Raw genomic sequence first — 19,850 nt, forward strand, 5'->3', positions numbered from 1 at the left:
TGTGGGAGAGTAGGACGCCGCCGGACAATCTTTCAGAATGGGCCACCCCCGACAGGGGGTGGCCCATTCTGCATTTCCCTTTTTCCTTGCATGAGGCCCCGTTCCCCTGACATCCCGGCGGGACGGCCGGCGAGGCCGGGAACAGCGGGCCCGACGTCAAGGTCACGCTGGATCCTGGTTGTAGTGGTGTTCGCGCCTCGTGAGGCCACTACATCCAGGATGTTGCGCGATCTTGCGGCCGGCCGGCCGCCATGCGGCAGCCAGCGCCACTCGCGGTCAGCAGGTGAGCAGTCCGGGCCTGTGCTGCCCCCACCCCGAACCCGCGCTCCCCCTCATCCCGCGATCTTGCAGTTTCTGCGGCGATAAAGCGGCTCATAGTTCGTGTTTCGACGACCAAAAGTGCAAGATCGCGGCGGTTCGGGGCTGGGCTTGGCGGCCAGGGCTGGGCCTGGCGCCCAGGGTTAGGCTCGGCCTGTGGATGAGGTTCTGATATCTGCGGTGTTCGCGGGCTGCGTTGCGGCGGTCCTGGGCATCCTCTGGTGGCTCGCGTCCCGGGTCCGTCGTCGTGGCATTGGTGGTGAGGTCATGGGCCCGTTCGAGGAGATGTGGCACCCCGCGGCGCACCGCTTTCGGGCCGAGATTCGGGTGCAGGAGACTCGCACGGTGCCGATGCCGCCGCAGGGCGGCAAGCGCAATGGGAGCGCAACGGGCACGACGGCAACACCGCCGAACTGACCCCAGAGCAGGGGCGAACCGGAGCGGGTGGGGCCTCAGGACGTCTTCGGCCCGCAGACGTAGCGGGGCTCAGCGTCGTAGCGCCAGGTGAACTTCTCCCGCTTGACCACCACACCGCCCTTCTTGATGACCCGGAAGGCGTCCTGGGTGAAGCCGTTGATGCCGTTGGTCTCGATGCACGAGGGGCCGGGAGTCAGATGGATCTGCTTCGGTGTCGTGATGTTGCGGCGCGGTCCGTACTCGGTCTTCACGCTGTCGTAGATCTTCGTGCTCCAGATCGACACGGTGATCGTGCTGGACGTGTACGACGTGTCGATGAGTACGCCGTACTCGGTGTTGTTGCGGAACTTGAAGTCCAGGTTCGGCCAGAAGATCGTCGACTCGATGACCGCCGGGTACCTGTCGAACCAGTACGAGTGCGGCTTGTGCTCGACGTCCTCCAGGCCCGCGTAGTAGGTCGCGTTGAACAGCGTGGTGGTGAACTGGGAGGTGCCGCCTCCGACGCCCGGCACCAGCTTGCCGTCGAGGATGACAGGTGCGTCCCGGTAGCCCTGGGCGTAGCCGCGCTCGCCGGTGTGCCCGTTGAGCGAGAACGTCTTGCCAGGTAGTACGACGGTGCCGTCCACCTTCTTCGCGATGGTCGCGATGTTCTGGCTGCGGGAGGAGGCCATGCCGCCGGTGAACCGGGTGGTGAATGTCGACACCCGTTCCTTGATGCCCAGGCCGGCGAGCTTCTCCCCGGTCAGTTGCGGCGGCGTCGGCTTCAACTCGCCGGTCACCTCGCGGCCGTCCGCCTTCGGTAGTACTGCCAGCAGGTCTCGGCTGAGGGCTGCCGTGTCCAGTTGCTGCCCGGATTGCCCCTCCTTGGCGGTGGGCCGGCCGCCGGAAATCGTCATCGTCGCGTCCTTCGGCGGCACCTCGATGGTGGCCAGTTTGTCGCCGAGCGCCGCCCGCAGCCGCTTGACGTCCACCGAGGGGGTGAGCTTGCCCGTCTTGTCGGCAGCGAACCGGAGGCTCTTCGCGATGGCGGCGGGCGGGATCGTCACCTGGCCTTTGTTGGTGCGCAGGGTGACCGGTGCGGCGACCGCCGGCTTCGCCAGTTCGGTGACCAGCCGGTCCAACTCGTCCGGAGTGGTCGCCGGGTGGGTCTCGACCAGGGGCACTGTGACCGGGGCGCCGGCCAACCAGCCGGTGCGGACCACCTCGGCGGAGCGCTCCGGGTTCAGAGCCAGCCCGGGCTTGGGCTGTACGACCCTCGGCGTGGTGCCCTGATAGGTGATCGCCGGCATGGTCATGCCCTGGGCCTGGTTGCCGAGCACCTTACGGAGTGCGTCGTCCAGCCGGCCCACGTCGACGGTCACCACCGGCTCGACGGTGCGGGAGCCGACCAACCGGCTGACCGGGTGGGCGTCGGCCTCGGCGGCTGCCGCGACGGTCGCCGGCACGTCGACGGTCAGCCCCACGTCGGCGGGGTTGATCTCGGCGGTGCGCCCGTCGACGGTGACCTTCAGTGGCGTGGCCAGCTCCGCCGCCCGCCGGTCCAGCTCGGCCCGCAACTCCCGGTCGGCGTCCGCGCGGCTCCGGCCGCCCAGTTCGGTGCCGAGCACGCTGGTGCCACGGGGAACATCACCGGCGTACGCCCAGGCGCCGGCACCCGCCACGGCGGCGAGGACGCCACCGGTGATGCCGGCGGCGAGCAGCATGCGTACCCGACGCGGCCGGCGCGGGCCACCGTCCGGCTCGCCGGGAGCGGCTGTGGTGACCGGCTCAGCTCCGTCGTCCGGCCAGGTGACAGCGGTGACCTGCACGGTGGGCCGGTCGTCGGCGGGTGGACTGTTTTCGCCGTACAGCGTCACTGCAACCTCGATCGCCAGGGTGCCGCGGGAGGTCCTCCCTCCCGGAGGCACCTACGGTAACGAATGCCCGGCCGTCCTCGTCGGCTGCGCCCATCAGGCGCTGCTACCGCGTGTCGTTCCGCGTGTCGCAGTGGTCCGGGGGCGGTGCCGACGGCCGACCACCGACGTGGCACGGTGACCGGGTGGGCACTGCGGAGCGGGTGTTGGCGTACGGGGGCGGATCGCTGGACCGGGCGGGACCATTGCGCACCGATCCGACGCGGTTGGGCGCGCTGCTCACCGACGCGACCAGCGTGCTGCTGCCGATGTGGCGGGACCGTTGTCTCGTGGACGGGCACGGGCCGGTTCGGCTCAGTGCGGAGCGCGCGGCGCTGGTGCGGTCCGCCGCCGGCGAGACCGTCTTCCTGGGGCTCGATGGGGAGGCCGCCGTGTTCGCCGCGGACCTCTCCGCGCTCCCCGAGCGGTCCGCCGTCGAGATGACCGGTGCGGTGCGGTCCGTGGACGTGCGGGCCCTGGTCGGGCGGCTCGAACCCGGCGACGCGGCCGACCTGGCGTACGCCAGGGGTTTGTTGCACTGGCACCGGCAGCAGCGATTCTGCGGGACGTGCGGCGCGCCGGCCGTTGTCGGCGGCGGCGGGCACCTGCGGACCTGCACCGGCACGGAGTGCGGACGTCTGCTGTTCCCCCGGATCGAACCGGCCATCATCGTGTTGGTCGAGGCACCCGGGCGGTCGGGGCGCTGTCTGCTGGCGCGGCACGCGGGCGCGGCCGAGGACGCGTACTCGACGCTGGCCGGCTTCGTCGAGATCGGCGAGAGCCTGGAGGACGCCGTCCGTCGGGAGATGGGCGAGGAGGCTGGCGTGACCGTCACCGACGTGACCTACCAGGGGTCACAGGCGTGGCCGTTCCCCGCCGGCCTGATGGTGGGCTTCCGGGCCACCGCCACGTCCGACGAGGTACGCGTGGACGGCGAGGAGTTGCTGGAGGCGCGCTGGTTCACCCGGGCGGAGTTGCGGGACCGGGCGGCCTCGGGTCGTCCGCTCGGTCGGGTGGACTCGATCGACCACCGGCTGCTGACGGACTGGCTCGCGGAGGGCTAGTCGGCTCGGCCGCCGGAACCGGCGCGGGCCGACGGGACGTGACCGCCATCAGCGCGGTGGTGACGATGGCCGTGCCCACTGCCGCGAGGAGCAGACCGGGGACGGTGTGGGGCCGGAGGGTCGCGGCGACGACCACAAGGCCGGCCACGCCCACCCACAGCGGTGCCGCCGCCCAGCGCGCGCCGGCCGCGAGGCGGTCGTTGAGCAGCACGAACGTCACCGCGTAGAGCGCACCGACCGCCGCGAAGAGGGGCGCGTACCGGCCCAGGTGGTCGTAGTCGGGCCCACCGGCGAGGCGGAAGGCGAGTCCTCCGGCGAGCGTCGAGGCGAGGACCAGCACCACTCCACACCCGCCTGTCACCGCGAGCGCAACCGTTCGGCTGCGCCGGTCACCGCGGGCCAGGCGTGGTAGGGCGAGGACGGCGGCGACCTGCGGTGCCCAGAGTGCGCCCTTGCTCAGGACGGTGCCGACCGAGTACGCCCCGGAATCCGACGGGGACAGCAGTTGCCGGGACAGCAGCAGGTCGGCGTAGGAGACGACGAGCATCGCCAGTGTCGCACCACAGCCGGCGACGACCTGGGCGACGGTCAGCCGTGGGGCGGTGGACGACAGGTGGGGCTCGCGGGCGAGTCGGGCCAGCACCGCAGGGGTGAGGGCGGCGGTCAACGCGCCGACAGCCAGCGCGCCGGTCGGTCCCGTGCCGAGCAGCAACCCGGCGATCACGCCGCCGTAGCGGCCGGCGGCGAGCACTGCCATCCCGATGGCGAGTCGTACGAACCGTTGGCCACCCTGCAACTCTCCGAGGGACCGGGAGGAGAGCACTATCGCCGCGGTGGTGACCGCCAGCAGCGCGGGCATCTCGACCGGGAGATCCAGGGCGGTGACCAGCAGTGGTGTCGCCGCGACGAGGGCTCCCGCGCACACTGCGGCGGTGACCGCGGTGAGCCGCCGAGTGTCGGAGGCGCCGTGCCGGGCGCGGTGCACTGCGACGGCCAGTTGCAGGCCGAGCCCGGGCACACCGACGATGGCCACCAGACCGAGGGCGGTGGCGAGCGCGCTGAGGTCGGCCGGGTCGAGCCGCCGGGCGGCCAGGACCGGCACCAGGTAGGCCAGGCCGTTGACCAGGACCCCGGCCACTGTGACGCTGACCCCGGCAGCGCCGAGGCCCGTACTCCATCCGCGTGTCAGCTCCGTCTGGGCTGTCGTCTCCCGACGGACGGGTCGTCGGGGGCTCACGTGATCTCGGAGAAGGTCGGGAGCTGTCCGTCGGCTGGCCCGGCCGACGGGCCGGACCTCGCCGGCTCGGCCACATCGTGCTCGGCCGGGCCCGGCTCGCTCGCGTCCGGTTCAGCCGCAACCGGCCCGGTCCCGTCCGGCTCGGTCCCGTCCGGCTCGGTCCCGTCCGGCCCGGTCCCGTCCGGCTCGGCCGGGTACGGATCCGGTCCCTCCGCGACCAGCGCAGCCGCCGCAACGACCGAGGTCCCGGCGGTTGGCGTGGGCCGGCGTACCGGACGTCGTCGGGCGGCGGTGGAGAGCCAGAGGGCACCCAGGGCGGCGACGACAGTGAGTTGCACCAACGCGTCGGTGTTCCGCCGCGTCGAGTCGAGGTAGAGCAACCCGGCGAGCAGGACGAGCGCGCCGGGGAGCCAGGTCTCGACGGCCCGGCTGAGCATCCTGGCCCGACGTGGGTCGGCCGGCCACTGCAGGCGACGTGGGCCGGGTACCGCCAGCATGAATCCCGCCGCGACCAGCAGGCCGCCGATGAGGCCGCTCCACAGCACCAGCGCAGCGGCCCCGACTGCCAGCAGCGGCAGCGAGCGGGTGACTCGACGTCGGCCGCGTGGTCTGACGGTCGCCGAGGTTCGCCCGGTGGACTGTCGGGCGGGCACCACAGCGAGCAGGACCACCACCGCGAGCAGGATGCCGCCGAGGAGAAGCCCCGCCCGGTACGGCGTGTCCGGGGCGAAACGCAGCAGCACCTCTCCGGAGGCGCCGGCGGGAAGGATCCAGCCCTGCTGCCACCCGTCCACCACCAGTGGCTTCAGCGTCCGCCCGTCAAGGGTGGCCTGCCAGCCGGTGTTGGTGTTCTCCCGTACGGCGAGCACCCGGTCGACGGGGTGACTGGCCACCCGTACCCGTCGTTCGGTGGCCGCCCAGGATTCGATCTCGGCGGCGCTGGCGGTGGCGGTCGCCGCGGCCGGCGTGGTCGTCTTCGGAACCAGGGCGACCCTGGTGGGTGAGGCCAGCTGGCTCGGGGTGGCGACGACACGGTGCTCCCCGCGGCCCAGGTCAAGCTGCCGGGGCGTGTCCCGGCCGCACGGCGTCACCGGCATCTCGCGCATTTCCAGCAGGTCGCGGAGCGTGCCGCGCAGCGTGGTGGTCACCCGCGCCGCGCCGACCTGGAGCGTCGGCCCCGATCCGCAGGCCAGCGACACCGGTGTGTCGAGGCGCGGTCCGACTGTGGGTGCTCCGGGTAGCACCGTCACCTCGCCGACCGCGACCGGCAACCGCTCGGGCAACCGCAGTTTGTACGGGTCGGTGCTGGTGGCGGACGGCTTGTCGAGGAACTGGATGGTGATCTCGTCGGTCCGCATCGGCGGGTCCAGGCGGAGCAGCCCGTCGTCGCCGAGCAGGCTGCTGCGGAAGCCGTCGTCGCCGACCACGCGAACACTGCCGAGACGGGTGGCGGCTGTCTTGTCGTCGGCCGAGAAGCGGAGCCCGGTGATTGTCTGCGGCTTGAGCCACTTGAGTCGCAGGATCGGCGCCTCGTCGTCGATCGCCGGTGACCAACTGGTGGCCGGGTTCCCGTCGAGCGCCGCCCCGGCCCGGCCGGTCGGGTCGGGCACGGCAGTGGACGAGGCGCTGATCTGCGGCGTGAGGCGCAGCGGCTGCGCGTCGGTCACCAGCTTGTCGAGGGCGTTGTCCAGGTCGGGGCCGGCCGTCGGCCGCGCCCACAGCTTGGCGTCGTACGCGCCGGCGGCCGGCAGGCTCAGGGTCCGGTCGATGGTGGACCCGTCCTCGGAACCACGGATGGCGTCGCTGGAGCAGCGAGGGTGCCCGTCGACGGAGAAGCAGGCCGGCGTGGTGGGTGCCGCGGACACGACGACGGTCGCCGGCCGGTCGGTGACCGGTGCGGTCGGCAGGACCAGGGTGCGGCTGGTCTGGATGCCCGGAATCTTGATCTCCGCGACACCGACCGAGCCGTTTCCGAACGGGCGCAGGTCGTACGCGCTGTCGACCGAGACCCGGACCTCGCGGGTGGCGTGGACGCCGGGCAGTTCGAACACCATGTGGTCGCTGAACTGTTCGATGGTGCTGCTCTCGTACCCGGCGCTGACTGTCACCGTTGTGGGCAGGGCATCGGCCTTCAGGTCGAACCACACCTCGACCCGGGTGACAGTCGTCGGGTTGGCGAGGCCCACCTCGATCCACTGTTGGTCGCTGGGCGAGTACGGCGCGGACTGCCAGGAGGTCGCCGGGTTGCCGTCCATCGCCGCGTACGGCTGGTGCTCGGGGCGGGCACCGCCGGGGGCGTCGACCTGCGAACGGGCGGTGGAGGTGCGGATCGTGTCGATGCCCCCGAAACGGGCGACTGTGGAGTGTTCCGCACCCCAGTCGGGCAGGTAGTCGTGGGCGGGCGCGGTGACGTCGAAGGTGTCGTCGGCGGTCATCGTCTGTGAGGTGTTGTCACGCAGCCCGCCGAACGACACGTCCCGCCTGCGCAGACCGTCGGTCATCGCCACCGGTCCGGCAACGTCGCCGGTCGACGCGTCGCCGGCCAGGACGGTGGGTGCCGAGCCGAGCTGCCCGGCCGCGGCGAGATCGAGCAGTGATTCGGGGCCACCGACCACTGTCGTCACGGCGGCTCTGTCGTAGGCGACCACCGGCTCGACGGGCCTGTCGACCCGGTAGACCTCCAGCGCCCGGACGGGCACGTCGAGTCCGTGGTCGCGGAACTCGTCGGGGGACGAGGGCCCTCCGCGCAGGGGGCCGAAGGACGTGACGCGGGTCAGCCCGGGTGAGCGCTCCAGCGCCTGCCGAACCACAGCCGGGCGGGCCGTGTCGGAGCGGCCGTGGTCGAGGTCGGCGCGGAACAGGACGTGACTGATTCCGGATCGGGCCAGCAGGTCCGCCAGGCCGGTCGACCCGGAGCCGGTGGCGAGCGTCGACTCGATCACGTCCAGTAGTCGGATCGTGGTCGGTGGGGTGAAGGGGATGGCGTTGCGTACTGCCCACCGGCTGTTGAGCAGCGGCTGGGTGATCTCGTCGGTGGTGTTGCCCCAGTCGTACGACGGGAAACGCGCCCCGGGTACGACGAGCACCCGCCCGCGTCCCGTGTTCGCGTCGAGCCAGTCGGTGGCGTCGTGCCAGTAGCCGGGCACCTCCTTGACGCTGCCCGGGGTGGCGAGACCACCCGCGAGGGCGGGTGTGGCGACCGCCGTGACGGCGATGATCGCGGCACCTGCGGTCAGCCAGGCGCGTGCGACGGTTCGCTGACGGTGCCGCGCGGGCGTGGTGCGCGCCGCCCGGACGGCCAGCCCGATCAGGTGCGCCATGCCCAGGCACACCGGTAGGCGGAGCAGGACGTCGAACTTGTGCACGTTGCGCAGGGGTGCGCCGACGCCGTCGAGGAACTCCCGCTGTGGCCCGGCGAGGATGTTCGGCAGGTCGCCGACGTGCCCGAGACCGACGAGCGCGACGCCGAGCACCAGACCGGTGATGAGGAACCGGCGGTGCGGCATCCCCCGTCGGGACAGCCCGAGCACACCGAGGGCGGCGACCGCCAGGGTGGCGGCGACCAGCACCGCCTCGTTGGCGAGTCGCGCGCCGGACGGGATGGTCGGTCCGAACGGGGAGGCGAGGTAGGCGACCCAGTAGGAGGCGCCGCGCAGGGTGGTCACCCCGTCGGTGACGCTGGTGGTGTTTCGGGCGGTCTCGATGTAGTCCAGGAAGGGTGGGCTGTACCGCCCGAGGACCAGCAGCGGAACCAACCACCACGCGGTGGCCAGGGCCACCGCGCCACACCAGGCGGCGATGGCGGTGACCCGGCGGCGTACGGGCTGGACGGTGGCGAGCCAGAGCAGGGCCAGTGGCACCACCGCGAACACGGCGGTGGCGTTGACCCCACCGGCGCAGGCGACGGCGAGGGCCGAGGCCGCGACGGCGCGTCGCAGTCGCGTGCCGGCGGCGAGACCGACAAGTGGAATGAGCACCCAGGGGGCGACGGCGCTGGGCCAGGCTTCCACCGAGGACCAGCCGAGCTGGGTGAGGATGCGCGGTGACAGCGCGAAGGCGACGCCGGCGATCATGCGCCCGGCAGGCGTTCCGATGGTGAGCCGGCCCGCCAGGCGCACCGCCCCCAGGTAGGCGACACAGAAGAGCAGTGCCCACCACAGCCGCTGCACCACCCACGGCGCGAGGCCGGACTCCGACCCGAGCAGGAAGAACGGGCCCATCGGCCAGAGATAGCCGTACGCCTGGTTCTGTAGTTGGCCGAACGTGCCGGTGGGATCCCACAGGTGCAGCGAGCGAAGCAGCCACCCGGCCGGGTTGACGTTCAGGTCGACCTTGGTGTCCGGGACGACCTGGCCCGGGGCCTGCTGGAAGGCGAGGGCGGTGAGAGCGATGCAGATGACCAGGTGCCGGAACCGTCGGGCCGTGTGCCGGCTCCGGCTGGACCCCGGTGCGGCGCCACTGGCCACCTCTGCACGCATTTCGGCTCCTGTCTTCACCGGCCGGACGCGCACCTGCAGCCGACGACTGTCGCGCGACGTTATCCGGACCGGGCACGGACGGGCGACCAGGGGCGCTGCGGTGGCGTTATCGGGAGAACGGCCGTCCCCACGGCGTGTAAGCGTGTGGCAGGCTGCCGACCATGTCAATGCCAGAAGCTGAGGCCGAGACGCATCCGGAACGCGTCGCGTCCGACGGCGACGGGCCCGGGCCGATCGGCCGATGGCTCCGCGCCGACCCCGTCCGCGCCGTGGCGATCGCCCTCATCGCGGTGTCCGTCGCCTGGCGCGCCGGCCTCGCCGCCCGTGGCTGGTTCTCGCAGGACGAGTTCGTCATCGCCGCCCAGGTCCTCGACACCGGGCTGGACGCGGACTACCTCCTGCGTACGTTCAACAACCACCTCATGCCGGGCGGCCTGTTGGTGGCGTGGGCGATGGTGCGGGCGGCGGGCTTCGCCACCTGGCCGTGGGTGTTGCTGCTGGCTGTTGGCCAGGCGGCGACCGGGATCGCCGTGTACCGGTTGTTGCGCGATCTGCTCCGGCCCGGCTGGGGTTTGCTCATTCCGCTGTGCCTGTTCGTGTTCAGCCCGCTGACGCTTGAGGTCTCCTCGCTGTGGTTGGTCGGACTGCTCGTGCTGCCGATGCAGTTGGCACTGGTCATGGCGGTGACAGCCCAGGTCCGGTACGTGCGGACGGGTCGCCTGCGGCACCTCGTGGCGGTCGCGCTGTGGCTGGTGTTCGGCCTGCTCTTCGACACCAAGTCCCTGCTGATCGTGCCGCTGCTGTTCCTGCTGACCGTCTTCCTCTTCACCTCCGGTGGCGTGTGGCGCAGTCTCGCGGCGGCGATCCGCCGGCACTGGCCGGCCTGGCTGGTGCTCAGCGCGCTGTCGGGGGGATACCTGGCGTTCTACCTGACCCGCCCCTCCGGTGAACTGCGGGACCCGACCTCGGTCGGTCCGGTCCTCAACTTCCTCGGTGACCTGGTCGGCGAGACAGTGGTGCCGGGTCTGCTCGGAGGCCCCTGGCGCTGGACCTACGCCGGTGACGGTCCCCCGCTCGTCGATCCGTACGACATCGCCAAGTGGTTGTCCTGGGCGGTGCTGGCGACGCTCGTCGTGGTCACCGTCCGGCGGCGTCCGTCGGCCGGCCGGGCCTGGCTGTTGCTCACCTCCTACCTCGGCCTGGTCGCCGCGCTCTTCGCCATCACCCGGCTGGGTGGGCCGCTCGGCCCACTGATCGGTGTCGTCCCCCGGTACGTCGCCGACGTGGTGCTGGTCGCCGCGATCTGTGTGGGCGCGGCCCTGCTGGGGATCAAGGACACCGACGAGGACGAGGTGTCGGCGTGGCCGGTGCCGACGGTCCTGCGGGAGCCGGGCGCGTTCGCTGTCGGCCTGGTCTCGATGATCGTCGTCCTGGTGACCATTGGCGTGGGCACCCTGTGGAGCACTGCCCGTTTCGGCGACAACTGGAGTACGAAGTACGGGCGGGACTATCTCGCGACGACGCAGGCCGAGCTGGCCGCTGCGCCGCCGGGCACCGTCTTCTTCGACACCGCGGTCCCGGACCGGGTGATCGCCGGCTACTTCTGGCCGGACAATCTCCAGTCGCACTTCTTCCGCCCGGCCGAGCGTCGACCCACCTTCGTGACGGAGGCCGCGCGCCCGTCGACGTTCGATGATCTCGGCCGGATCCGTCCGGTGGTGGTCCAGGGTCGGAAGATCGTGCCCGGTCCGGTGGACGGTTGCGGACACCTGGCCCAGGGCGGCCGACCCACTCGGATCCCGTTGGACGGGTACCTGGTGGAGTGGCCGTACGTGGTGCACTTCGGCTATCTCAGCTCGGGTGACTCGACAGCGCTTTTCCGGCTCGGGGACGCCACCCGCGAGATCACTCTGCGACGTGGGCTGAACGACCTGTTCTTCCTGTTGGAGGGTGCGGGGGACGCCGTCGAGCTCACCGTCCAAACGCCAGGGGTCGGGGTGTGCACCGAGCTGATCACGGTGGGCCGGGCGGTGCCGGCATCGTGAATGGTTGAGCCGACCGACGGCGTCGAGGCCGCACCGGTTCGGCGGACGCCCGACACGCTGTCGCTGTACGTGGTAGCGGCGGCGGTCACCGTGGTGGTGCTGGCCCCGCTGGCGGCACCCGGCTACGCGTTGCTGTACGACATGGTGTTCGTACCCCGGCAGCCGTTGACCTGGGATCTCGTCGCCCCGGCGCAGAGTCTGCCCCGGGCGGTGCCGATGGACGCGCTCGTCTCGCTGGTCACTCAACTCGTGCCGGGCTGGGTGGTGCAGCGGTTGGCGCTCGCCGGGGCGGTCTTCCTCGCGGCGGTCGGCGCCGGCCGGTTGGTGCCGACCGAACGGCGTGCGGTCCGGCTGTTCGCCGCGTTGGCGTACGCGTGGTCGCCGTACCTCGCCGAGCGGTTGCTGATCGGGCAGTGGGGGCTGCTGCTCGCGTACGCCGCGCTGCCCTGGCTGGTGCGGGCGGCGCTGGACCTGCGGGCCGGGCGCGACGGCGCGCTCGCCCGGGTGGTGCTCGCCGCCGCTCCGGCCGCCATCACGCCGACCGGTGGTCTGATCGCGCTGGGCACGGTGCTGGTGCTGACGTCGGACCGGATGCGCGCGCCCCGGTCGCTGCTGGTGTCGCAGCGGATGCATCCGCACCGGTCCCGGCAGGCGTTGGCCGCGGTCGGAGTGCTCAACGCCCCCTGGGTGGTAGCGGCAGTGGTCACCGGCGCCGGGGGTTCCTCGGACCCGGCGGGGGTGGCGGCGTTCGCGGCGCGTGCGGAGAACTGGGCGGGCCCGCTGGTGGCGCTGGCCGGCACCGGCGGTATCTGGAGCGCGCAGGCCACCCCCGCCAGTCGCGCGACGCCACTGGTGCCGGTGGCGACGGTCGTGCTGCTGATCCTGGCCGGTGTCGGTGCGGGCCTGCTGCGGCGTCGGCTACCCCTGGGTGGGGCGGCGCGCCTGGCGGTGCTCGCCGGGACCGGTTGTCTGCTCGCCGCCTTCGGGTTGCTCCCCGGCGGGGATGCCGCGTTGCGCTGGGCGGTGGTGCACCTGCCCGGCGCGGGGCTGCTGCGGGATGGGCAGAAGTTCCTGGCGCCGTACGCCCTGCTGCTGGTGGTGTGCGCGGCGTTGGGGGCCGAGCGGCTGGTGGCCCGGATCGACCGGGAGGTGGCCGGGGTGATCCTGGTCGGGCTGCTGTTCCTGCCGGTGGCGGTCCTGCCGGACCTGGCGTTCGGCGGTGCCGGTCGGCTTCGTCCGGTGAGCTATCCGGAGGAGTGGCAGCGGGTGGCCGAGCACATCGAGGAGGAGCCGGGGGAGATCCTCTCGTTGCCGCTGAGCGCCTACCGGGCGTACCCGTGGAACCCTGGTCGGGTTGTCCTGGACCCGGCGCCGCGCTACCTGCCGGGGACGGTGCTGACCGACGACACGCTCCGGGTCGGCGACGTCGCCGTGGCCGGTGAGAACCCGCGCGTCCGCGAGATGCGCCGGGCGCTGGACGAGGGGCGGCCGGTCTGGACCACCGGGGTGCGCTGGGTCCTGGTGCAGCACGAGGTCTCCGGCGAACTGGATCCTCAGGTGCTCGGCGGCCTCGAGCGCGTCCACGACGGACCGTTCCTGACGCTGTACCGCAACCCGGAGACCGTGCTGCAACCGGGCGGGTCCGGACCGGCCCGACTGGCGGTGGTGGCGGCCCTCAGCGCTGCCCTTCTGGTGGTCATCGCTGCCGCCGTTTCGGCACTACACCGGCGAGCTACCGCGTGGTAACGTCCGCTCGCACGTCTCGCCATTGGAGGATTGGCATGCGTAGAGCTCTGACCCTGGTCGTGTCTGGCCTGGTGGCGGCGTTGCTGGGGATCCTGGCTCTCGGCGGGATCTCGGCCGCCGCGACCGCCACCGACGAGGAGGCCGCAAAGGAGGCCAAGCTCGTCACGGAGGCCGCCAAGCGGGCCGGTAAGAAGGACCCGTACGCCCCAGCGGTTTACGGCGACAGGTAGGACGGCTCGCCCCGCTGCTGCACTGGGCGGGGCGACTCCACACCGGTGAGGATCGCCTCGAAGCGCCCACCCGCGGCCTGCCAGGTGAAGCTGGCGGCGTGCTCCCGGGCCTGGGCGCCCATCTCCCGCCGCAGCTCATCCCGGTGCAGAAGCGTGCGCACCTTCATCAGGTAGTCGTCGATGTCGTCGGCCAGCAGGCCGGTACGCCCGTCGACGACAGCTTCGGCGACTCCGCCCGCTCCCCGGAACGCCACAGTCGGGGTGCCCGCCGAACCCGCCTCCACGATCGTGAGGCCCCAGCCCTCCTTGAGCGACGGGGTCAGGGCTACCCAGGCCGAGGCGAGCAGGGCGGCCTTCTCCTCCTCGGTCACGAAGCCCCGGAAGTCCACCCGCTCGGTGATGTCCAGCTCCGCGGCGAGTTCACGCAGGTGCGACTCCCACCAGCCCTGGCCGGCGACGATCAGACGTAGTTGGGGCAGTTCGTCGGCGAGGGCCGCGACGGCCCGCAGCGCCACCTCCACCCGCTTGTGCGGCACCAGACGGTTCAGCGTCACGAGCAGCGGGAACGTCGCCCGTTCGGCGTCGGTGCGGGGCAGCGTCGGGGTGCCGTTGTGCACCACGGAGACCTGCTCCGGCGGCACTCCGAGCTCTGCCAACTCCCGGCGGGTCGCCTCGGAGACGGTGACGTACCGGCACCGCTGGTAGACGCGTACGGCGAGCGACGATTCGACCCACCAGCCGAACCGGGCCGCCCACTGTGGAAGCACAACGGGCCACTGCTCGCGGTGCACGTGGTGGATCAGCTTGACCACCGGGCGTCGTGCCCACAGCGGGGAGAGGAAGGGCAACCCGTTGCAGACGTCGACCAGGACGTCGGGCCGGCCGCCGCGCCGGGCCGCCAGCGGGCCGATGCCCAGCGCGCCCGCGACGTAACAGAGTGCCGCCCAGAGGTAGACGCTGTGTCGGCCGCCGCGCCGTACCAGCCGTACGCCCGTCTCGTTGACCTCGTCGGCGGGAGCCTGGCTGTGGGCGGCGCAGAAGAGAGTGGCACGGAATCCGCGCGCGACCAGTTCGGCGGCGATCCGTTCGACGTACACCTCGGAACCGCCGCCCTCGGGGTTGCGGGTGTCTCGCCAGTTGAGGAACAACACGTGTCCGGGCATGCCGAAGCGACGCTCCACGCGAACCCTACTCTCAAGTAATTTAGCGACCCGCGTCACATTAGGGGCTGGTGTGCCGGCCGGCAATGCCCCGATGGGCCAGCGCTGGGCGCTACCCGCCGACGGTGGGCGCCGGAGTGCCAGCCGCGACGGTCGGCGGCGTGGTGGCCGGTGCGGCCACGTCGGCGGCGGGAGTCGCGGGCGTCTGCCCACGCCCTGCGGATCGGCGTCGACCCTGCGACCCGAGCAGTTGCAGGGGCCGCTCGACGCCGTAGTAGCTGACCGCTGCGTACAACAGGCCGAAGGCCATGGTGAGGGCGAAGGTGTTGAGCAGCCCGCCGGTGAACAGCTGTCGGTCGCCGACAAGGTAGATGAGTTCGATGACCATGGGGTGCCACAGGAACAGCCCGTACGAGACCGCGCCGAGCCACCGGGCGGACGAGCTGCCGAAGATCTCCTTGGCCCGGCTCGGCCCGCCGAAGGCCACCGGGATCAGGATCAGCGCCGCGATCACGAGGTAGAGGGCCAGCTTGACGCCGAACTCGGCGGCCGTCGGCCTGCTGAGGTCGCGGGGGCCGGCGACGGGCGTCGTCGCGATCGCCATCAGGCCGACGGCGGCAGCCCAGCAGGTGACCGGCGCCGAGGCCAGGTCGTCAAGGACCCGGAGAGCCGCGGGCGCCGTCCCGGTGCGCAGGGCGACGTGCGCCGCCGCCAGTGCCATGCCGGTGCCGAACCATGCGGCGTACGAGGGGAACCACATGGTGTGCAGGGCGGTGTCGAGCCAGCCCAGCCCCATCAGGGTGAGCCACCCGGCGGTCACCAGCACACTTCCGCTGACGATCACGATGGTCCGGACAGGACGCCAGGACCGGCCGACGGCGAGCACGGCGACCAGCGGCAGGATCAGGTAGAACACGACCTCGGTGGCGAGGCTCCAGGTCTGGCTGAGCCCGGCGCGCAACTGCCCGGCCTGGTAGATCTGGGTGAAGGTGAGGTGGCGGATCCAGTCGCCGCCGGACGCCTGCCCGTTCTGCGGCAGGACGATCAGGCAGACCACCGTCGCCAACCAGTAGGCGGGCAGGATGCGCACTGCTCGCCGCCACAGGTAACGCTCGGCGCGGGGTCGCTTCCGGCCCGTCGCGACGTTGAGCGCCCACGGCCGAAACAGCAGAAACCCGGACAGTACGAAGAAGATGGCGACGCCGACGTCCAGTCGAGCCAGCCAGCCGCCCCAGGTGGTGTTCATGGTGGCGGCGGTCTGGAACCCGACGTGGTGACCGACGACCGCCACCGCGCCGATTGCTCGCAGCGCGTCGAGGGCGGGAAGTCGGCCGGTTGCCGAAGGCTCCGAAACTGTTGGCGCGGCGGCTGTGGACATCTGGACATCCAGGGGGTCGCTTTGAAGGTGACCGGGGAGTAACCTCCCGCCATGTTAAGGATCGGGTGCCCCGGACAACAGGTCGTAGGGCGGCAGGTTACAGGAGGATGAGTGAAGCTTCGCGTGGGCGCCGCGCTCTTCGGGCTTGGCGTCTTATTGCTGGTCTTCGCGGCCGGGCTGCCGTTTTACGTGGCCCCCGCCGTGACCAAGCTCCCCTACGATCTTGAGCCAACGACGTCCGTCGCCGAGGCGAAGAACGCCAGGTTCCTGAAGATCACGGCCACCGGCAGCTCGGTGAGCATCGAGGTTCCGCAGGGCGACCTGGTGTCCAACGTGGAGGTCATCCCACAGCCCGACGACACCAAGGATCGGCTGCCCGCGGACCTCAAGGGTGACGCGGTGATCTGGGACGTCTACCAGACGGTCCGGCGCACCGACAACCAGGACGTGGTCAGCCAGTACAGCACCGAACTCGCTCTCTACCGGATCTCCGGTGCGGCCGCCTCGTGGAAGGACCAGTGGCTCAACGAGACCGGGGCGGACGGGACTCCGGTCGGCAACGTGAAGTACACCGGCCAGATCTACAAGTTCCCGTTCGGCACTGCCAAGCGCGACTACCAGGTTTTCGACCGTGACCTGAAGCGGGCTGTCCCGGCCAAGTTCGTCGGCACCGAGAAGATCAAGGGCATCGAGGCGTACCGCTTCGAGCAGCGGATCGAGAACGAGGTGCTGGCCACCCCGGAGAGCAGCATCCAGACGCTGGTCGGCAAGTTCGCGCCGGGTGCCACCAACGGCCAGATCGTCTACAGCAACATCCGTACGCTCTGGGTCGACCCGGTCACCGGCTCCTACGTGAACGTGCGGGAGCAGCAGCACAAGGAGTTGCGCCCTGACACCGGCACTCCCACTGTGCTGTTGGACGCGGACTTCAACTACACCGACGACACGGTCAGCCGCAGTGTGGAGACGGTCAAGGAAAACCGCTTCAAGATCGGCCTGATCAGTTTCTGGGGCCCGATCGTCGCTGGTGTCCTCGGTCTGATCGCTGTCGTCTTCGGTGTGTGGCTGGTGACCCGACCCGAGGGTGGGACGGCCCGGCACCGCGCCGAGCCGGCGGTCGACGACCCGACGCCGACCCGGGTGGACCAGGAGCCGGTGCGCGACACGGACACCGTCGAGCAGCCAAGGCCGCAGCCGGTCGGCGGGCCACTGACCGACGAGATCCCGCCGGCTTCGACCAACTGGAAGTCGGAGGATCCGACCGTGCCGACCCAGCGCCCGGCTCCGGGCGAGGTGGAGCAGCGCTGACGCGCGTACGACAGGACGTACGACCGAGGGGTGGACCGCGACGCGGTCCGCCCCTCGACCTGTGTGACAACCCGTACGACCTGCGTGCTTTACATTTGTTATTCGATTGTAATTAGTCAATGCAGCGTCACGTTGCGCTGATCGATCTGCCGCCCAGCGCCCATTTTGTGGACATATAGGCGTGTTGCGAAGGCGAATCCGCTCACCTTCCGTGATGTCCCACCTCCGTGGTGTCGGCCGACTGTTACCGCTCGGTAATCGGGGGGTTGTGACCTGCGCCGCAACGGGTGCACCATCAAGCCCGATGGTTACCAGTCGGTAACAGAACGCGGGCTCCCAGCGCGGGCCGCCCGCTCGGTACCGGCCACTCGCGCGCATCGACCCGAGGAGGAACCCGTGCAGGATCGGATAGACAGTCAGGGTCGTACCCGATGGTGGCGTTTCGCCGCCATGATGGTGCCCGCCACGGCGGCTGCCGGCGCCATCCTCTTCGGAATGTCGACCGGCGCGATCGCGTCCGACATCACTGTCTCCGGGCAGACGTTCAAGATCGGCGCCGATCGCCTGGAGGGCGACGGCTTCAAGCAGTACGGCGGCATCGTCCGCGAGAAGGGCACCGACGGGAAGTCCGGCAAGGTCCACCCGATCGCGCTCTCCGAGATCAGCAGCGCCGAGTTGTACAGCCTCTGCCAGTCCGTCCGCGCCGACCTGCCGGGCCTGCCTGTGGTGCTCACCATCAACGCCGGCGAGGGCAAGGAACCCGCCCGCGCCAAGGACCTGCTGATCGCGATGGACTCGTTGAACGGCAACGCGACCTTCACCAACATCAGGATCGGTCGGGACGCCACCGACCTGAACCCGACGGCTCAGGCCGGCTCGTTCGGCCAGAACTCCGACCACGTCACCATCACCAACCTGCAACAGGTGTCCCGCTACACCACGGCGGCCACGTTCAACCTGGTCGGCCTCCGACTCAAGGTCAACGTGGGTGACGACGCCAAGGGCAAGGAGTGCTTCTGAGCTGAGCCGAGGCCCGCGGTGGTCAGCACCGCGGGCCGGGCCCTTGCCCCCATCCCCGCTCGGTCCCGTCCCCGCTCGGCCAGGAGGAGTACGTGACAACCGCGAACCCGTCCCACGCCCGGCCCGGTGGTCCGGCTCAGGCGTGGCGGACCTTCCGCCGCTGGCAGCGCAGCCGGCCGTTCTGGGGTGGACTGCTCATCGCCCTGGCCGGACTGGAGATGTTCGCCTCCACCCGGATGACCCTCAACGGCCTCAGCTTCCACAGCGGTGCGACCGGCCTGCTCTCGCTACTGATCCCGATCATCCTGGTGACCTGTGGCCTGCTGCTCTGGTTCACCCCGGCGCAGCGGCTGTTCTACTCGGTCGTCGCGGCGGTCACCGCTGTGTACTCGCTGATCGGGCTCAACCTGGGCGGCTTCTTCGTCGGCCTGCTGCTCGGCATCGTCGGCAGCGCGCTCGCCTTCGCCTGGACGCCCATCCACCCCACACCACCCACCCCGCCGCCGGCCGAGATCGAGCAGCACGACGATGACCAGGGCAACGACGACCAGGGCAGTGCCGGCGAGGGCGCTGCCGTGCGGGTCGATCATCCGGGGGTCGGAGCCTCCGACGAGGGTGCGCCGCCCGAGTGGCCGGGGCGTTCCGCTGATCCGCGAGCCTTCGCCATCGCTCTCGTGGTCCTCGGCCTGGCGGCCGTCGGCCTGACCGCCCAGCCCCGAGCGGTGCAGGCCGCACCGAATCGACAGGCCCCGTCCGGCTGTCCCACCCCGCCCCGGGCCGTCGCCCCGTCGCCCGGTCGCGGCACCGCCACGCCGACGCCCACCCCGAGCCCGACGCGGGGCGGCAACGTGATCACCGACATCCTGGACGGGATCGGGGACCTGCTCGGCATCGGAGATCAGGCGGACCCCGCGCCCTCGGTGCGTCCCACCGCCACGCCGACAGCCCAGCCGACCAGCACGGCGACGCCTCGCCCCGGCCCCGCCGACTGTCCGTCGCAGCCCCCGGGCAAGCCGACCCCCGGCAAGCCCGGCAAACCGGCACCCGAGCGGCCGGCAACGGTGCAGCCGGGCAAACTCCTGCCGCGCATCGTCGCCGATCCGGCCCTGCCGACGGTGGCCCAGACGCCGTCGAAGCTCACCGGGTCGTCGGTGCGGATGACCGGGCTGCGGTTCGACGGGGTCACGGACCTGCACACCGTGAAGGGCGACCTCAAGGTGCTGAAGTTCAGCATGCGGGAGGCGGTGACCGCCGACTTCCTGCTGCGGGCCGACGGCCCCGCAGGGCGCAACCAGCGGTACGCGACCAACCAGCTGACCGTCCGGGGAGACGTGGCCTTCTACGCGACCCGGTTCGTCGGCCGACTGCTCGGCATCAAGATCACCCTGACCCCGGATCTGCCGCTACCGGACGGCCTTCCGATCACCTCGCCCATTCCGATCACGTTCACCGACCCCACCATCGACCTGGCGTACGTCACCAGCGACACGCTCACCGCCCGCCCGGCGCTGGCACTCACCCTCGGCTGAGCGCACGACAGTGGGCGCAGCCTCGGTT

Annotated in this window: 13 protein-coding genes; 8 read left to right on the top strand and 5 right to left on the bottom strand. The window is 71.2% G+C overall.

From position 1 onward, the window contains the following. Positions 1 to 474 precede the first annotated feature (474 nt). On the top strand, positions 475 to 735 hold the full coding sequence (locus tag AB0B98_RS14785; RefSeq protein WP_238672020.1) for a hypothetical protein: 261 nt from the start codon (positions 475 to 477) through the stop codon (positions 733 to 735). Positions 736 to 770: 35 nt separating this feature from the next. Here AB0B98_RS14785 and AB0B98_RS14790 read toward each other — a convergent pair whose 3' ends face one another. After that, positions 771 to 2,591, bottom strand: a complete 1,821-nt coding sequence (locus AB0B98_RS14790; RefSeq protein ID WP_357363042.1) for a VanW family protein — start codon at positions 2,589 to 2,591, stop codon at positions 771 to 773. Between the two features lie 182 nt (positions 2,592 to 2,773). Here AB0B98_RS14790 and nudC point away from each other — a divergent pair, with 182 nt between their 5' ends. Next, on the top strand, positions 2,774 to 3,691 hold the full coding sequence (gene nudC / locus AB0B98_RS14795; protein ID WP_238672018.1) for an NAD(+) diphosphatase: 918 nt from the start codon (positions 2,774 to 2,776) through the stop codon (positions 3,689 to 3,691). Here nudC and AB0B98_RS14800 read toward each other — a convergent pair. Together AB0B98_RS14800 and AB0B98_RS14805 are read right to left on the bottom strand one after the other, a co-directional pair. After that, complete coding sequence (locus AB0B98_RS14800; RefSeq protein WP_357363302.1) at positions 3,588 to 4,880, bottom strand: polysaccharide biosynthesis protein; 1,293 nt, start codon at positions 4,878 to 4,880, stop codon at positions 3,588 to 3,590. The two genes, nudC and AB0B98_RS14800, sit on opposite strands and share 104 nt — an antisense overlap. A 44-nt stretch (positions 4,881 to 4,924) precedes the next feature. Continuing rightward, on the bottom strand, positions 4,925 to 9,406 hold the full coding sequence (locus tag AB0B98_RS14805) for an alpha-(1->3)-arabinofuranosyltransferase (protein ID WP_357363044.1): 4,482 nt from the start codon (positions 9,404 to 9,406) through the stop codon (positions 4,925 to 4,927). A gap of 161 nt (positions 9,407 to 9,567) precedes the next feature. On the opposite strand from AB0B98_RS14805, the gene AB0B98_RS14810 reads away from it, so the two are divergent. The 3 genes from AB0B98_RS14810 to AB0B98_RS14820 are packed head-to-tail and all read left to right on the top strand — an operon-like array spanning position 9,568 to position 13,427. After that, entirely contained in the window at positions 9,568 to 11,451 is a 1,884-nt protein-coding gene (locus AB0B98_RS14810; protein ID WP_357363046.1) for a hypothetical protein, read from the top strand. Beyond that, on the top strand, positions 11,452 to 13,197 hold the full coding sequence (locus AB0B98_RS14815) for a hypothetical protein (protein WP_357363048.1): 1,746 nt from the start codon (positions 11,452 to 11,454) through the stop codon (positions 13,195 to 13,197). A 35-nt stretch (positions 13,198 to 13,232) separates the two neighbouring features. Further along, complete coding sequence (locus AB0B98_RS14820) at positions 13,233 to 13,427, top strand: hypothetical protein (RefSeq protein ID WP_238667311.1); 195 nt, start codon at positions 13,233 to 13,235, stop codon at positions 13,425 to 13,427. Here the strand turns inward: AB0B98_RS14820 and AB0B98_RS14825 are convergent. Beyond that, complete coding sequence (locus tag AB0B98_RS14825) at positions 13,412 to 14,590, bottom strand: glycosyltransferase family 4 protein (RefSeq protein WP_238667322.1); 1,179 nt, start codon at positions 14,588 to 14,590, stop codon at positions 13,412 to 13,414. The two genes, AB0B98_RS14820 and AB0B98_RS14825, sit on opposite strands and share 16 nt — an antisense overlap. Positions 14,591 to 14,699: 109 nt before the next feature. Continuing rightward, positions 14,700 to 15,965 carry an acyltransferase gene (locus tag AB0B98_RS14830; RefSeq protein WP_357363049.1) on the bottom strand — a complete coding sequence of 422 codons (1,266 nt, stop codon included), beginning with the start codon at positions 15,963 to 15,965 and terminating at the stop codon, positions 14,700 to 14,702. 111 nt (positions 15,966 to 16,076) lie between these two features. On the opposite strand from AB0B98_RS14830, the gene AB0B98_RS14835 reads away from it, so the two are divergent. From AB0B98_RS14835 to AB0B98_RS14845, 3 genes are all read left to right on the top strand, one after another. Then, positions 16,077 to 17,273 carry a DUF3068 domain-containing protein gene (locus AB0B98_RS14835; RefSeq protein WP_357363051.1) on the top strand — a complete coding sequence of 399 codons (1,197 nt, stop codon included), beginning with the start codon at positions 16,077 to 16,079 and terminating at the stop codon, positions 17,271 to 17,273. A gap of 396 nt (positions 17,274 to 17,669) precedes the next feature. Further along, positions 17,670 to 18,293: a DUF6230 family protein gene (locus AB0B98_RS14840; RefSeq protein WP_238667308.1), complete on the top strand. Its 624-nt coding sequence runs from the start codon at positions 17,670 to 17,672 to the stop codon at positions 18,291 to 18,293. A 92-nt stretch (positions 18,294 to 18,385) separates the two neighbouring features. Next, positions 18,386 to 19,822, top strand: a complete 1,437-nt coding sequence (locus tag AB0B98_RS14845) for a DUF6114 domain-containing protein (RefSeq protein ID WP_357363054.1) — start codon at positions 18,386 to 18,388, stop codon at positions 19,820 to 19,822. Positions 19,823 to 19,850 lie beyond the last annotated feature (28 nt).

Origin of the sequence: Micromonospora sp. NPDC048947, assembly GCF_040649495.1 — a bacterium.
In the GTDB taxonomy this organism is placed as follows: domain Bacteria; phylum Actinomycetota; class Actinomycetes; order Mycobacteriales; family Micromonosporaceae; genus Micromonospora; species Micromonospora alfalfae.